The following is a 15,229-nucleotide window of genomic DNA, read 5'->3' on the forward strand; positions in this document are numbered from 1 at the left end:
AAACTGCCTCAGGGCCGTCGCCAATGTTGGATGGAGACCGGGTGCGGCGCACCGGCCTTTGGGTCTTTCAAGGCACCATGGACAAGGCTTCGCCCCAGGCCGAAACCGGGGATATTCTCATTCGCACTGCCGAGCCCGGCGATCTCGCCGAACTGTTTCGCATTGAAAACGCCGCCTTCGCCGGAGATCGCATTTCCCGGCGAAGCTTCAGGCGATTTCTGGAGAGCCCTCGCGCACGCCTTTTGGTCGCAACCGGTCCAGACGGGTTGGTTGGGTACGCGCTGCTGCTCTTGCGCCAGGCAACCGCGCTGGCGCGGCTCTATTCGCTTGCTGTGGATCCGGCCTGCCGGGGGCAGGGGCTTGGCGCAAAGCTGCTGGAAGCGTCCGAAGTTGCCGCTTTCGACAGCGATCGCATTGTGCTGCGGCTTGAAGTGCGTGCGGACAATGAGGCGGCCATCGCACTCTATCAGCGCAGCGGCTACCGGATGCTGGGCAGGGTAGAGGCCTATTACGAGGATGGCTGCGCAGCGTTGCGCATGGAAAAGCTGCTCCATGGTCCGGTGCTGGGCACCGGCAACGCGCCTTATTACTCGCAGACAACCGAATTCACCTGCGGCCCGGCCTGTGCACTGATGGCGGCCCGGCATTTCGACCGGTCGGTTCCGGCAGAACCCTTGACGGAACTCACCCTCTGGCGGGAGGCAACGACAATTTATCTCGCCTCCGGTCATGGCGGCTGCGGTCCCTTCGGCCTGGCCAATGCGCTTGCACGGCGCGGGCTTTCGGTCGAGGTCAGGCTGTTTCCCGACGAACTCCTGTTTCTCAATTCGGTTCGGAACCCGGAAAAGCGCAAGGTTCTGACCCTGGTACAGGAAGGCTACCGATCGGAAGCCGCGCAGCTTGGTGTTGCCCGTTCGGAAACCCCCTTGGAGGCAACAGCACTGGCGACCGAGATATCAGCCGGTACGCTCGCGATCGTGCTCATTTCCGGCTACCGCATGTTCGGCCAGAAAGTGCCACATTGGGTGCTTGTGCATGATGCGGACGATCGCCACCTCATCATTCATGACCCGTGGCTTGAGCGCGAGCGCCATGAAAGTCCGGCAGATGCTGCCAATCTTCCCATTCCCTTTGCCGAATTCGACCGCATGGCCCGCTGGGGCCGCAGCGCGGTACGTGCCCAAATCCTGATACGAAAGGACGCCTGATCCAATGTCTTCCTGGGTCATTCTGGTCGACAACCTCAAAGACCTCTCCAACACGGAAACGCCGCACAAGGTCATGACCGTGCGGGAGTATCTGACGCACCCGAAACTGTTTACCGGTGCCAAGCCGACCATTCTCAACCTGTCGCGCTCCTACGCTTATCAGGGGGCAGGCTATTACGCGTCGCTTCTGGCTGAAGCACGCCAGCACCGCGTGGTGCCGGTTGTCGAGACGATGATCGAACTGTCCCGCAAGCAACTCTATCAGCATGCCTTGCCGGAGCTTGAAGACCGGCTGAACCGCTGCCTTCGCAAGATGGCACCGGAGGCTGCTGGTGCGGTCTCTCGGCTGCTGATCTATCTCGGCCAGGTTGGCGACCCTGCACTTGAACCATTCGCGCGGCTCTTGTTCGACTGGTTCCGCGCACCTGTGCTGGAGGTACTGCTGGAAGAGGGCGAATGGCGCAGCATCAAGCGCATCCGCGTGCTGGCGGTAAATGACCTTGAGGCGGAAGAGCGCGCGCAATTTCTGGCAGCGGTGGAAAGCTATACGACACGTCCCTGGCGGGCGCCGAAACAGCGCGCCCTGATGAAGTACGCCATGGCTGTTCTGTCCGATCCCAAGGAAGAGTTGCCGCCATCCTCCATCGCCTCTCTGAAGCACATGGCCAAGGTGGCGGCGCGCCACGGGGTTGAAGTCGTGCCGATCGGCAAGGGTGATCTCGACAAGCTGGCGCAGTATGATGCGCTGTTCATTCGCGAGACCACCAACATCGACAATCACACCTACCGCTTTGCCCGGCGCGCCGTGCAGGAAGGCATGCCGGTGATCGACGATCCGGTGTCGATGATCCGCTGTACCAACAAGGTCTATCTGACCGAGCTTCTGGCAAGTCATGGCATCGCGACGCCCAAGACCATCGTCCTGTCTTCCCTGAAGGAGGCGGGTGACCTGGAAGCCAAGCTCGGCTCTCCGATCGTTCTGAAGATCCCCGACGGCTCCTTCAGCCGTGGCGTGTTCCGGGTGACGGGCGCTGAACCCATCAAGGAAAAGCTGAAAGAGCTATTCCAGGAAAGCGCCATCCTGCTTGCGCAGGAATACTGCCCGACGGATTTCGACTGGCGCATCGGTGTGCTGGACGGAGAACCGCTGTTCGCCTGCCAGTATCTGATGGCCAAGAAACACTGGCAGATCGTGCGGCACGAGACCGGCAAGAAGGCCGTCGAAGGCGGGTTCAAGACAGTTTCCATGGCCGAAACGCCACCGGCGGTGATCGACATCGCGGTTCGGGCGGCGCGGCTTATCGGTGATGGTCTTTACGGCGTCGATCTGAAAGTGATCGGCGAGCGGGTGGTGGTCATCGAGATCAATGACAATCCAAACCTCGATCACGGGGTTGAAGATCTGGCGGAAAAGGACGCTGTCTGGGATCAGCTTATCCGCTGGTTCGTACGCCGCCTGGAGGCGCGCTAGGGCAACACCGCCGGCCAAATCAAGGGAAATGCTTCGGAAAAGGTTGCCGGATTAGTTTGAATCCCGTATGCCCGGCCCGTTCCATTTCCTTTGAACAGCTTACCTGCCTTGTCTGCAGGAGTGAGCAGGAGAAAACCGATGATTGAACTTACTTTCCCCGACAATTCCGTGCGCCAGTACGAGCCAGGCACCACAGGCCTTGCCGTCGCCGAAGGCATTTCCAAGTCGCTGGCCAAAAAGGCCGTGGCAATGGCTCTCGACGGGGAACTGAAAGATCTCACCGACCCGATCAGCGGCAATCACCAGATCGAGATTGTCACCCGCGACGACCCGCGCGCCCTTGAACTGATCCGCCACGATGCGGCCCACGTCATGGCCGAAGCCGTGCAAGAACTGTGGCCCGGTACCCAGGTGACCATCGGTCCGGTGATCGAAAACGGCTTTTACTACGACTTCAAGCGCGTTCACCCGGACACGGGCGCCGACTGGCCATTCACGCCGGAAGAGCTGCCGGTTATCGAAAAGAAGATGCGCGAGATCATCGGCCGCGGTGCGCAGTTCACCAAGGAAGTGTGGAGCCGCGACGAAGCGAAGCGCTATTTCGCAGCCAAGGGCGAGGACTACAAGGTCGAGCTCGTTGATGCGATTCCGGAAGATCAGGAACTCAAGATCTACAAGCAGGGCCAGTGGCTGGACCTGTGCCGGGGTCCGCATATGGTCTCCACCCGGCAGATCGGCGATGCCTTCAAGCTGATGAAGGTGGCCGGCGCCTACTGGCGCGGCGACAGCAACAACGAAATGCTGACGCGCATCTACGCAACGGCGTGGCACAGCGAGAAGGAGCTCAAAGCCTACCTTCACATGCTGGAAGAGGCCGAAAAGCGCGACCACCGCAAACTGGGCCGGGAAATGGACCTGTTCCATTTCCAGGAAGAAGGACCGGGTGTTGTCTTCTGGCACCCGAAAGGCTGGGACATGTTCCAGAGCCTGATCGCCTACAAGCGCCGGGTTCTGAAGGACACCTACAAGGAAGTGAACGCACCGCAGGTGCTGCACACGTCGCTTTGGGAAACCTCCGGTCACTGGACCTGGTACAAGGAGAACATGTTCTCCGTGCAGTGTGCCGATCCGGAAGCCGAGGACGAGCGTGTCTTCGCGCTGAAGCCGATGAACTGCCCCGGGCACGTACAGATCTTCAAGCACGGGCTGAAGAGCTACCGCGATCTGCCGATGCGCCTTGCCGAGTTCGGTGCGGTGCACCGCTACGAACCGTCTGGTGCACTTCACGGTCTGATGCGCGTGCGCGGCTTCACCCAGGACGATGCCCATGTGTTCTGTACCGAAGAGCAGATGGCGGATGAGTGTCTCAAGATCAACGACCTGATCCTGTCTGTGTATGAAGACTTCGGCTTCGACGAGATCGTGGTGAAACTGTCCACCCGTCCGGAAAAGCGCGTCGGCACCGACGAGGCATGGGATCACGCGGAAGCGATCATGTCCGATGTGCTGAAGCAGATCGAAGCCCAGTCGGGCGGCCGGGTGAAGACCGACATCCTGCCGGGTGAGGGTGCTTTCTACGGTCCGAAGTTCGAGTACACCCTGCGCGATGCCATCGGCCGTGAATGGCAGTGCGGCACGACGCAGGTTGACTTCAACCTGCCGGAACGCTTTGGTGCCTTCTACGTCGACAAGGACGGCGAGAAGAAGACACCGGTGATGATCCACCGCGCGATCTGCGGGTCCATGGAACGGTTCCTGGGTATCCTGATCGAGAACTTCGCCGGTCACTTCCCGCTGTGGTTTGCGCCGCTGCAGATCGTGGTGGCAACGATCACTTCGGAAGCCGACGATTACGGCCAGGAAGTGGCAGATCTGCTCAAGGCGAAAGGCCTCAAGGTCGAGACCGATTTCCGCAATGAGAAGATCAACTACAAGGTCCGCGAACACTCGCTGGCCAAGGTGCCGGTGATCATCGTGTGCGGCATGCGTGAAGCCGAGGAGCGGACCGTGAACGTTCGCCGTCTCGGTTCCAAGGACCAGACCCCGATGGGCCTCGACGAGGCAATTGCGGCGTTCGTTGAAGAAGCGACGCCGCCAGACCTGAAGTAAGGTTTTCCCTGGCATTAAGGGAAAATCTGACAGCTTGCACATTGCCCTGGCATCAGGGCAATGTGCTGTCACAATCATGAAACAGGGTGTCTGGTATTGGGTTCCGGATTTGCCACCGTTTCATCAGGGTCAAGACGACTGCCGTGAACTACGCTGAATTCAGTTATGCCAATCCTGAGCATCCACCGCTGAAGCGTTGGACCATCCGCACCATTGAAGGTCTCTCCGGCCGGCGAAAGCTGGTCAACATCTACGAGGTGTGGAAGGAAACGATGGTCGGCACGTCCGACTATATCTGGAATGACCTTCTCGGCCTGATCAACCTCAACGTTTCGGTTGCAGATGGCGAATGGCCGCCGAAGGATCTGCCGGAGGGTCCACTGGTGCTTATCGCCAATCATCCCTACGGCATTGGCGATGGTCTAGCGATCCTGGCACTCGCGGAACAGCTTGGCCGCCCGTTCAAGATCCTGATCAACAACGAGTTGCTGAAGGTACCGGAAGTCCGGCCGTTTTCGCTGCCGGTCGATTTCGAGGAAACCAAGGAAGCGCTCAAGACCAACATGGCCACTCGCAAGGAGGCGCTGCGCCTGCTGCAGGAAGGCACGACCATTATCGTTTTTCCAGGTGGTGGCGTGGCAACGGCTGCCAAGCCATTCGGCCGTGCGGAAGAACTGCCCTGGAAGACTTTCACGGCAAAAATGATCCGGTCTTCGAGAGCAACCGTCCTTCCGCTTTATTTCGACGGGCAGAATTCCTGGCTGTTCCACCTGGTCAGCAAATACTCGCTGACCCTTCGTCTGGCGCTGCTTGTGCGCGAGTTTCGCCGTATCCTCGGGTCTGTGATGACCGCACGCGCGGGCAGGGCAATCCCGTTCGAAACGCTTTCGGGATTTGGCGATCAGAAGGAGATCATGGATTTCCTGCAGACCAAGGTCATGGAGATGGCGCCACCCACACGGACCCGGCGTTTGCTCGGCCGGCGGCGTTAGACGTCGCTACCCAGTCAGATCTTAAAGTTGCCGGGAACACGGCGCAGGTCAGTTGTTGATGCTGGACTGCTGCTGGCTGGCCAGTTCGCTGATGGAAGTGACCACTTCAACTTCCCGGTCTTCACCCGGTTCCACCTGGAATGTGTGCAGGTAGGTGCGGCCATTGTTGCGGGCGAGGGCTTCATATTCGCCTTCTGCCAGCACGAAATCAGGGAAGGCACCTGTCGCTTCGACCACGACGTCCCCCCCCGGGCTCAGGACGGACCACGTCGTGTTGGCAATTGCTTCGCCGCCACGTTCGTTGACCAGTTTGAGCGTGATACCGGCGGCCTTGTGGAAGATCGTCGCTTCAGTGAGCTTGCCCGGCAGCACCTGAATATCGGCCCGGACGACCGCGTTCACATCGCCGTATTTGCTGACAACATGATAGGTGTTGGCGCTGAGACGGAGAATGGAGCCCGGCTTGACGTTGCTGGCAATCAGGTTGCGTTCACCGCGCTGATTGAATTCCATGCCATAAAGATCGAAGGCCACGGCGCGCCCGTCGAGGTCTTCACCATCCTTGAGTGCCGCACCGAATTTGATGCCGCCCGCATTGAGCGTCACCATCTTCGACTGGACTTCCTTGCCGATGACGATGCGGTTGGTTGCCTGGGAGAAGCCGTAGGCGGTGTGAATCAGGTAGGTGCCTGGGTCGAGCCGGAATTCGGCATCACCACCTTGCGACGTTGCAACAAGTTGCAGGCGCCCGTCGGCATTGGTCGTTTCCGAATATATCCGCCAGATGAGCCCTTCGTTCAGCGGAGGGCTGTCGGGCGTCAGCTTTGCCATCAGGTAGAGAGCGCCCTGCCGCAAGCCGCCCTTGATACCGGGGGATGATGCCCTGGCCGGCGCGTAGGGGACAAGCGTATCGGAAAAGAGGGGTTCCGGCTCGCGGTCGAGCAGGTTGATGATGGGTTCTTCAGGGGCAGCAGACGGTGCGTTCGGGTCCGGTTTTTCCGCAGGGGCGGGCGGTACGTCAGATGTCTGCGCCAAGGTCGCAGGAGCAAGGCCCATCGAAAGGACGGCGCTCAGCATTATCGAAAATGCAGTGCATCTGACTGCACGCTTCAAAGCCGATTGGCCGGAGAGGGGGGCTGAATTCACCATGCCTACGTCGTTATCATTTTGACTCGCAGACTTTTACCAGTCTTTTGAGGCATTCGTCACCCGAAACTGACCTTGGAGATCCGGTCCGGTTTGCCTGGTGCAAGAGCACCGGTTGCAGGGTAACGACTATGTTTCTGTTTCCAGTGCGTTTTTTGGAATTCTCGGTACAATCTGACCGATCACGGGCCAAGGACGATTTTCCCGAGATTCACCGCACTGCAGCGTTGTCCCTTAATGCGCCCGGAAATTGGGCAAATTCAAGACGCTGCGATCAAAGTTGACAATTACGGTCAATGAATTAGGTGGATCGTACGATTGCAACAGGCCGACAGGATCTTTTCATGCCGAGTAACAGCGCCGGTTCGCCGGCAACTCTGGACTTTCTGCGACAGCGGCGCTCCCACCCCTCTGTTACCATGACAGCCCCGGGGCCGAGCGAAGAACAGATCAACGACATTCTGACCATTGCAGCGCGCGTGCCAGACCATGGCAAGCTGGCGCCCTGGCGTTTCGTTCTCTACAGGCCGGAACAGGGACGCACGATCGGTTCCTGGCTGGCGGACCGGTATGAAGCACTCAACGGACCGCTCGACGGCGAGCAACGCCAGAAGGAACTGACCCGCTTCACCCGTGCACCATTGGTGATCGGTGTTCTAAGCCAGGCAGCCGAGCATCCGAAAATCCCGGTCTGGGAACAGGAGCTTTCCGCCGGCGCCGTCTGCATGAATCTTCTGACAGCCGCGGCAGCATCAGGTTTCGCGTCGCAGTGGCTGTCCGAATGGTTTGCCTTCGATGAAGATGCTGCCCGTTACCTTGGCGCGCGAGACGGAGAGCGGTTTGCGGGGTTCGTACATATCGGAACTCCGACACAGCCACCTTTCGAGCGTCCGCGCCCCGACCTTGCCGATATTGTATCCACCTGGACAGAGACCGACTGACCCATGTTCTACGAAACGGAAAAAAAACGACCACGGCCTGCCGCATAACCCGTTCAAGGCCATTGTCGCACCCCGGCCGATTGGCTGGATCTCCACACTCGACAAGGACGGCAAGGCCAACCTTGCACCCTACAGTTTCTTCAACGCGGTCTGCGATACACCGCCGATCGTGATGTTCTCGTCCACCGGCTACAAGGACAGCGTCTCCAACATCGACGCGACAGGGGAGTTCGTCTGCAACATGGCGAACCTAGGCCTCAAGGACGAGATGAACCAGACCTCCGCCTCCGTCGCACATGAGATCTCCGAGTTCGATCTGGCAGGGTTGGAGATGGCTGCCTCAAGACTGGTGAAAGCGCCTCGCGTTGCAAAGGCCGTCACTGCGCTGGAGTGCAAGCACCTTCAAACCTTGCGATTGAAGACGCTGACAGGAGACGACACCGACAGCTACGTCGTTTTCGGTCAGGTTGTCGGTGTCCACATCGATGAAAGCGTCATTGTCGACGGCAAGGTGGATGTTACGCTCTACAAGCCGCTATCCCGGCTTGGCTACATGGACTACGCCGTGGTGAACGAGGTGTTCCAGATGGGCCGGCCCAAAGTTTAACGATTATCCGAACGATCATGACCGAAAAGGGCGCCGGCAAAGTCGGCGCCCTTTTATTGTGACTTGCCGACTCATGGAAAACGGCGTTATTCGAATGCAGTAGTCGATGTTTTTCCTGGTGCGTTTTTCCAAAGGAAATGGCCGGTAGCCTCTTGTCTGTCCACATAACCGGCTTTCGACATAAGTAGTTCTGACCAGGCACAAAAGAAAAAAGACTCGCCTGTAGTTGCTTAGATCCCCACCTGTGTGTTGTTAAGGTTTTGTTAACCTTTTGGGCGTGAAAGTTAACGCTGAAAGTTAACGAAGTGATAATTTGGTTCCGTCGAGGAGACAGGGTCATGCGAGTTGCTGACACCGCCTCGATCGCGTCTAGGATCGAGCTTGCGTTTCAGTCTGCGAGTACTTCAACGGGGACGTCATTCGACTACCTGGTGAAGACAGCTGCGCGGGAATCGTCATTCAACCCAACGGCAAAGGCCAGAACATCCAGCGCCACCGGGTTGTTCCAATTCATTGAATCCACCTGGCTGGAGACAATGAAGGAAGCTGGTCCGAAACACGGTCTTGAAAAATACTCCGATCAGATTCAACGCTCCAAGAGCGGAAAGTTCTATGTAAGCGACCCGCAAATGCGGCGGGAGATTCTCGACCTTCGGAAGGATCCGGAAATCTCGTCCATGATGGCAGGGGCGCTCACGCAGAAGAATTCCCAGTACCTGGAACGCAGAATCGGGCGCGAACCGAGCGACGGCGAGCTCTATATGGCTCATTTTCTTGGTGCCAACGGCGCAAGCAGATTGATTGATGCGGCCGGCGCCAGCCCGGACATGCGTGCCGACAAGGTTTTTTCCGCCCAGGCACGCGCCAACAAACCGATCTTCTATCATTCGAACGGCAAGGCCCGCTCGATGCAGGAAGTTTACGAGGTTATCGTTTCCAAGCACGATGCCGTCACGATGATTGCGCAGGCCAGCACCAACAAGGACCTGCGGACATCGGGAGAACTCACGCAGGTCGCGACGCTGCCGAATGCAAAGCCTGCGGACGGCGCTGCGACGATCAACCAGAAATCCTTCGATCATCTGGCAGGAGATCCGGCTGCCGCCTTCGCAATGCGGACGAAACCCGCTGGCCCCGGCCAGATCGCGAGAGCTGACACCACAGGCCCTCAATTGCCTCAGGGCGAACTGTTTCAATTGGCAAAGACGGATGTGCCGCTACCTGAGCGCACGGCAGGGCAGGGGGCAACCACAACGGCAAGCGCAGCTTTCCTGGAAGAAAGTGTCGGCTCTGTGACCCCGGACCGTCCGGTGCCGCAAACCACACGCGAAGCAGCCATTGATGGTGATGATTTCGACGCAAGCAACAGGGTTCTGTCGGCCTTCCAGGCGACGGAAACAGCCAATCCGTTCGAGGCTCTGTTCCGCAATGACGCGGCTTCGAACCAGGCAGGCGTCAACCCGCGCTTTGCGTCGGCTTTCGCCGCTGTGGAAGAAGCGGCCCTTGTCAGCGCCCTGTCCGGAGCTTCCAACCAGGTGCAGGCACAGGAACTGGCGTTGGTGAATCAGGGTGGACCGCTGGACCTGACGCGTTTCCTGCGCCTGAAGGCAGAAGAGGAACAAAAGGACCTGCTGCCACCGGCTTGAGCATGGGCAGTTGAAAGACCCGGCTGAAAGCCTGAAGTCTCATGTCCGCCACCATCGGCAAAGGCGGGCATTCGCCAGAGAACCTGGCAAAATTATGGTGAACCGATCGTTAAGCCTTTGATGTCAGACTCACACTCGACTCTTGGGAAGATTGTTTTACCGCCATGAACGCACATGACTTTCACCCTCTGAACGAAGTTGACGAGCGCACCTTGGATATACGGGCCGCGGAAGAATTCGCGGAACGTTATTTGGCAGCCGAACCTGGCAGCCAGGAACAGACCAGCATGGCTGCAGCCTTGACGATTCTTCTCGACGACCCCAGCCGCGCTGTGCGCAAGGCGATAGCAAGCCTGCTTGCGCCAAGCGCCTACGCTCCCGGTCACGTCGTGCGCTGCCTCGCAAGTGATGTCGACGAAGTGGCTTTGCCGGTTCTCAAGCACTCTCCCATATTGACGGATGTCGAACTGGTCGACCTTCTTGCAGAAGGCAGCGACGCAGTTCAATGCGCCATCGCCTCGCGTGAGGGATTGCCGGCTTCTGTCTGCGCCGCCATCTGCGAGGTTGGCTGCGAGCAGGCCTGCAGACAGCTTCTGGAAAACAGAAGCGCCCGCATCCTGCAGTCCTCCCTCCTGCGTATCGCGCAAAGATTCGAAGACCGGCCGGACCTCTGCGACCAGCTTCTGAAAACCCGGGACCTGCCGCTGACCACGCGCTATCAGTTGCTGATGCGGCTCGCGCAGAACCTTGACGATCATCCGATCGTGCTGGAGCGCGTTCCGGAAAACCAGCGTCATACTTTCCTGAGCGATGCGGAAGACAAGGTCGTGCTGCGGCTGGCTCTCGAAGCCGGTGCAGACGATCTGCCGGAATTCGTCGAGCATCTTCGTGTCAATGGCAAGCTGACCACCCGGTTGCTGCTGCGCGCGGTCTGCTGTGGACGCTTGCGGTTTTTCGCTGCCGCTCTTGCCAACCTTGGCCAGGTGCCGTTGCCGAGGCTGTGCAAGCTTCTGGTGACGGTTCGACGGTCGGCGCTGCAGGCCATGCTCCGCAAGGCCGGTTTGCCTCTACGGGCTCATCAGGCCTTTCTGCTGGCCATTGACATTGCCCGGCAGGCGGATGCCGACTTCACCTATGATCTGGCGCTGGACGAAGCCCGCATGCTAACGGAAACACTGCTTTCCGAAATGCAGGACGGTGCCCTGGGGGCGGACGAAGACGTGACTGCATTCCTGCGCCGTTTCGCCATCGACGTTGCACGCTTGGAAGCGCGGCTATTGGTGAAGAACAGCGGCCTTCAGGTGACAGCCGCTGCTTGAACTGCTGTCAGATTCCATTTCAAAAGCTCGACCTTACCTCCAGAAACAAGTCGGCTGTGTGCCTGATTTGAGGTTGCGATTGCAAATCACTTGCCGACCGCAAGGGTGTGTGATGGTCGCAGTGATCTGCCGGTTGTTGAAATGAACCAGCCTTCTGGAAGATGCCGTCGGATTGGCGGGGCAAGCACCACTTGATTGTACTGTCTTAGTGGAGTTGGACTTCTCGTTCGATTTGGAGGGTGTCTCCTGCCGAACGGCGATGCACTTGCCGTTCTTCAGTTCCTGATTTCGGCCACATGTCAGCGGGCACACTCGGCCTGTCGATTGCTTCAGACGGTCTAGAATTGAAGGGTCCGGGTCGAGCGAGGCAAGATCGACACCTGCTTCGCGGCTGAAAGTCCTCAAAGCCTGCCGGCTACGGTTGCCCCAATCACCATCAACACGACCAACCGAACACCCAAGGCGGTTCAATTCGGTTTGCATTGCAGTGGCGAGTTCTTCAGGCGAGAGTGACCGGCTGCTTGTTGAAGGAACAATTGCTGGAGCAGGTTCGGTTGATACTGTTTCCTGCTGCGGCAGGGCAGCAACGGTTATCTCCTGCGCAGGGGACGTGCTGTTGGAGGCGTCCGCAGCCTTGGCTGCCTTTGCCGCAGCGGCGGCAGTAGCTGCCGCTTCCGCCTGCTGTTGCAGTGAAGATATATTCAGCCTTGCCAGCTTGGCGTAGATCCCGTCCGGATATTGCTCCAGATAGGTTTCATACATTTCCGGCCGGGTGGCGTTCTGGATTGATTGCCAGAAAGCGATTTCAGCGGAGGTGTCGGGCTTCGCGTTGCGGGCAGCTTCTGCCTCGCTGCGGCTCTTGAGCTCATCGATCCGGATCTTGGCGATATCCGCGAACTGGCCTTCGGGATATCGGGTCAGGTAGGTTTCGAAATAGGCAATAGATTCGCCGGACTTGATGGAATCCCAGTAGGCCAGTTCGATTTGCGGGTTGATCGCGGGCTTCTCCGGTTCGACGGGCTGAACCATCTCAAGCTGTTTGAGAATGACTTCGCCAGTCAGCGAGGAATTGTCCCAGGGAACCTGCTGGCCCTTGGTGGCTTCCAGAACGTCCCGGCGCACCATTACCAGGTCGCGGGTGATGTCCTGACCGGGCGTGCCGAGATGCTTGATCAGGGCAGTTGTAAACGGGCTGTTCTCGCCATCGCCGTCAAGCGCGACATTGCCCGGCTGGGTGGCGAAGGAAACCAGGGAGCCGACACCGGAGCCGATCTTCGCAAGTCCACGACCGACTGCGCTTGAGCGCGTCCCCATGGACCGGGCGAGGTTTTCCGTAAACGGGTTGTTTCGGCAGGCATCCAGAAAGACCAGGTTGACCTTCGTGCTTTGCTCCATGGCATTGAGCACAAGATTTGCGGGCAGGGCCTCGAAATCAAGGTCGAGATGAGTGCTGAGTTCGGCGTCGACCGGGACGAGATAATTCTCGCCGTTCACCTGGATGCCATGGCCGGCATAGAAGAACAGGGCAAGGTCAGCGTTGTCGAGCTTCTTGATGAACTCGCGCACGGTCTGGCGCATGTCCCTCAAGCTGAGGTCGAGACCTGTGACAACATCGAATCCGAGGTCCGTCAGCTTGTCCGACATGCCCTTGGCATCATTGTAGGGGTTCTTCAGCTCCGCGACATTCGCGTAGCCGGAATTCCCTATTACGAGAGCTACCCTTCGTTCGGCATGTGCCGCGCTTGCGGCAAACACAAGTAGCAACAGGCATGCGATTATCTGCTTCACAGGCGGTTCTCCAAACCTACCAGCTCTCGGGAGCTGCCGTGTAAAACTATTCCGGTTACTCTGCTGTAGGGCACTCCGGCAGGCCGGGATCATAATTCAGATCGCGGCTCGCCGGCACACTTCAACTTTAAACGTACTTAAATCTGGCTTTAACCGTGTGGCTAAATCCAGTTGCAGCTCAATATCCAGCTGGCCTTTGAACCTTTGCAAGCGAGCTTCCTGCCGCACGGGTGTGTCAACGTCTGTCGTCCGACACCGGGCACTCTACCGATGATCTTGTTGCCGTAAATAGTCGGGTTTTTCGGGCAACTGTCGGCGGTCTTGGACTTGGTGCTCGGCTTGGAGCCGTTGCCGGAAGGTTCAGGTTTTCTGGTTGCGACACAGCGACCGTTCTTCAGTTCCTGGTTCCGTCCACAGGTGAGCGGGCAAACGCGTCCGGTTGATTTCTTGAGCTGGTCCAAAATAGCGGGACTTGGGTCGAGTGAGGCAAGATCGATGCCCGCTTCGCGTCCATAGGTCCTCAGTGCCCGACGGCTCTTGTTGCCCCAATCGCCATCAACCCTGCCAACCGAACAACCGACGCGGTTGAGTTCAGTCTGCAGAGCCGTAGCCAGTTCTTCAGCGGAGAGCGGTGTGATTGGCGAAGGAATGACGCCTGCCGGTGTTTCGTCAGGTGTCAACGCGGCAACGGTGATTTCCTCGTCGCGTTTGGTAGCAGTTCTTTCAGGCACCGGGTTGGGCGCGGCCGCTGAGGCCCGGGCCTTGCGGAGGCTTTCTGCTTCGGCCTGGCGTTTGATCGATTCGATCTTCAACCGCGCAAGGTCGGCGTAGATCCCTTTTGGATACCGGGTAATGTAACTTTCGAACATCTCCGGCCGGGTCGAATTCTGGATTGTTTGCCAGTAGGTGATCTCAGCCGTTGCATCCGGCTTGTTCTGCTGGGCCTTGTCACGTTCGGCCTTTGCCTTGATTTCGTCGATACGGATCCGGGCGATGTCGGCAAACTGGCCGTCGGGGTAACGGCTCAGGTAGGTTTCAAAATAGGCAATGGATTCGCCGGACTTGATCGAATCCCAGTAAGCCAGCTCGATCTGCGGGTTGATCGCTGGTTTTTCCGGCTCAATGGGCTCCACCATCTCAAGCTGCTTGAGGATCACTTCGCCAGTCAGCGAGGAATTGTCCCAGGGAACCTGCTGACCTTTGGTGGCTTCCAGAACGTCACGTCGCACCATTACCAGATCCCGGGTAATATCCTGTCCGGGTGTGCCGAGATGTTTCAGCAAGGCCGTGGTGAAGGGGCTGTTCTCGCCATCGCCGTCAAGCGCGACATTGCCCGGCTGGGTGGCGAAGGAAACCAGGGAGCCGACACCGGAGCCGATCTTGGCAAGGCCCCGGCCAACAGAACCGGAACGTGTGCCCATGGACCGCGCAAGGTTTTCAGCCAGCGGATTGTTCCGGCAGGCGTCCAGAAACACCAGATTGACCTTGGTGGAATGCTCCATGGCATTGAGAATGAGATTTGCCGGCATCGCCTCGAATTCAAGATCGACGTAGGAATTCAGCTCGGCATCAATCGGCACCAGATAGTTCTCGCCACTTACCTGCAGGCCATGCCCTGCGTAGAAGAACAGGGCTATATCAGCACCTTCGAGCTTGGCGATGAATTCCCGCACTGTCTTTCGCATATCCCGAAGCGACAGGTTGGTGCCGGTCACGACCTCGAAATCCAGACTGGTCAGTTTTTCGGCCATGCCTTTGGCGTCGTTGTCCGGATTGGTGAGCTGGGTGACATGTTCATAACCGGAATTACCGATCACAAGCGCCACCCGGCGTTCGGCATGTGCCGCGCTTGCGGCAAACGCAAGAAGCAAAAGGGATACGAGGATCTGCTTCACAATCGATTCTCCAGAGCTACCTGATCTCGGGAGCAATCGGGCACAAAATCGGCTGCTCCCCCGAAGGGTAATCCGGCGATTCGGGATCGGAATTCAGATCGCGGGCT

The 15,229-nt window shown here is 58.5% G+C and carries 11 protein-coding genes; 8 read left to right on the forward strand and 3 right to left on the reverse strand.

Translation table 11 applies throughout. From position 1 onward, the window contains the following. The first annotated feature begins 23 nt into the window (after positions 1-23). From B0E33_RS24155 to B0E33_RS24170, 4 genes are all read left to right on the forward strand, one after another. A complete protein-coding gene (locus tag B0E33_RS24155) occupies positions 24-1,208 on the forward strand; it encodes a GNAT family N-acetyltransferase/peptidase C39 family protein (protein ID WP_208997699.1) in 1,185 nt (394 codons plus the stop codon). A 4-nt stretch (positions 1,209-1,212) separates the two neighbouring features. After that, positions 1,213-2,679 (forward strand): RimK family ATP-grasp domain-containing protein, encoded by a 1,467-nt coding sequence (locus B0E33_RS24160; RefSeq protein ID WP_023001096.1) that lies wholly within the window; start codon positions 1,213-1,215, stop codon positions 2,677-2,679. A 138-nt stretch (positions 2,680-2,817) separates the two neighbouring features. Further along, entirely contained in the window at positions 2,818-4,788 is a 1,971-nt protein-coding gene (gene thrS / locus B0E33_RS24165; protein WP_077292656.1) for a threonine--tRNA ligase, read from the forward strand. Between the two features lie 143 nt (positions 4,789-4,931). Next, positions 4,932-5,780 (forward strand): lysophospholipid acyltransferase family protein, encoded by an 849-nt coding sequence (locus B0E33_RS24170; RefSeq protein WP_023001098.1) that lies wholly within the window; start codon positions 4,932-4,934, stop codon positions 5,778-5,780. Positions 5,781-5,828: 48 nt separating this feature from the next. On the opposite strand, the gene B0E33_RS24175 is transcribed toward B0E33_RS24170, so the two are convergent. Next, positions 5,829-6,857, reverse strand: a complete 1,029-nt coding sequence (locus B0E33_RS24175; protein ID WP_023001099.1) for an RgsD C-terminal domain-containing protein — start codon at positions 6,855-6,857, stop codon at positions 5,829-5,831. A gap of 413 nt (positions 6,858-7,270) precedes the next feature. Between B0E33_RS24175 and B0E33_RS24180 the strand changes: the two genes are divergently transcribed. From B0E33_RS24180 to B0E33_RS24195, 4 genes are all read left to right on the forward strand, one after another. Then, entirely contained in the window at positions 7,271-7,867 is a 597-nt protein-coding gene (locus B0E33_RS24180; RefSeq protein WP_077293589.1) for a nitroreductase family protein, read from the forward strand. Beyond that, positions 7,830-8,474: a flavin reductase family protein gene (locus B0E33_RS24185; protein ID WP_322853550.1), complete on the forward strand. Its 645-nt coding sequence runs from the start codon at positions 7,830-7,832 to the stop codon at positions 8,472-8,474. The genes B0E33_RS24180 and B0E33_RS24185 overlap by 38 nt, the downstream gene beginning before the upstream one ends. Positions 8,475-8,812: 338 nt before the next feature. Next, the gene (locus B0E33_RS24190) at positions 8,813-10,120 is read left to right on the forward strand and encodes a transglycosylase SLT domain-containing protein (protein WP_031269324.1); all 1,308 of its coding nucleotides are present in this window, start codon (positions 8,813-8,815) and stop codon (positions 10,118-10,120) included. Positions 10,121-10,284: 164 nt separating this feature from the next. Then, positions 10,285-11,439, forward strand: coding sequence for a DUF2336 domain-containing protein (locus B0E33_RS24195; RefSeq protein WP_023001104.1), 1,155 nt, complete (start codon positions 10,285-10,287; stop codon positions 11,437-11,439). Positions 11,440-11,472: 33 nt separating this feature from the next. On the opposite strand, the gene B0E33_RS24200 is transcribed toward B0E33_RS24195, so the two are convergent. Both B0E33_RS24200 and B0E33_RS24205 read right to left on the reverse strand, forming a co-directional pair. Next, positions 11,473-13,227 carry a caspase family protein gene (locus tag B0E33_RS24200; protein ID WP_077292657.1) on the reverse strand — a complete coding sequence of 585 codons (1,755 nt, stop codon included), beginning with the start codon at positions 13,225-13,227 and terminating at the stop codon, positions 11,473-11,475. A 161-nt stretch (positions 13,228-13,388) separates the two neighbouring features. Then, positions 13,389-15,122: a caspase family protein gene (locus B0E33_RS24205; RefSeq protein ID WP_077292658.1), complete on the reverse strand. Its 1,734-nt coding sequence runs from the start codon at positions 15,120-15,122 to the stop codon at positions 13,389-13,391. Between the last annotated feature and the right edge of the window lie 107 nt (positions 15,123-15,229).

The organism is Roseibium algicola (genome assembly GCF_001999245.1).
GTDB classification, from domain to species: domain Bacteria; phylum Pseudomonadota; class Alphaproteobacteria; order Rhizobiales; family Stappiaceae; genus Roseibium; species Roseibium algicola.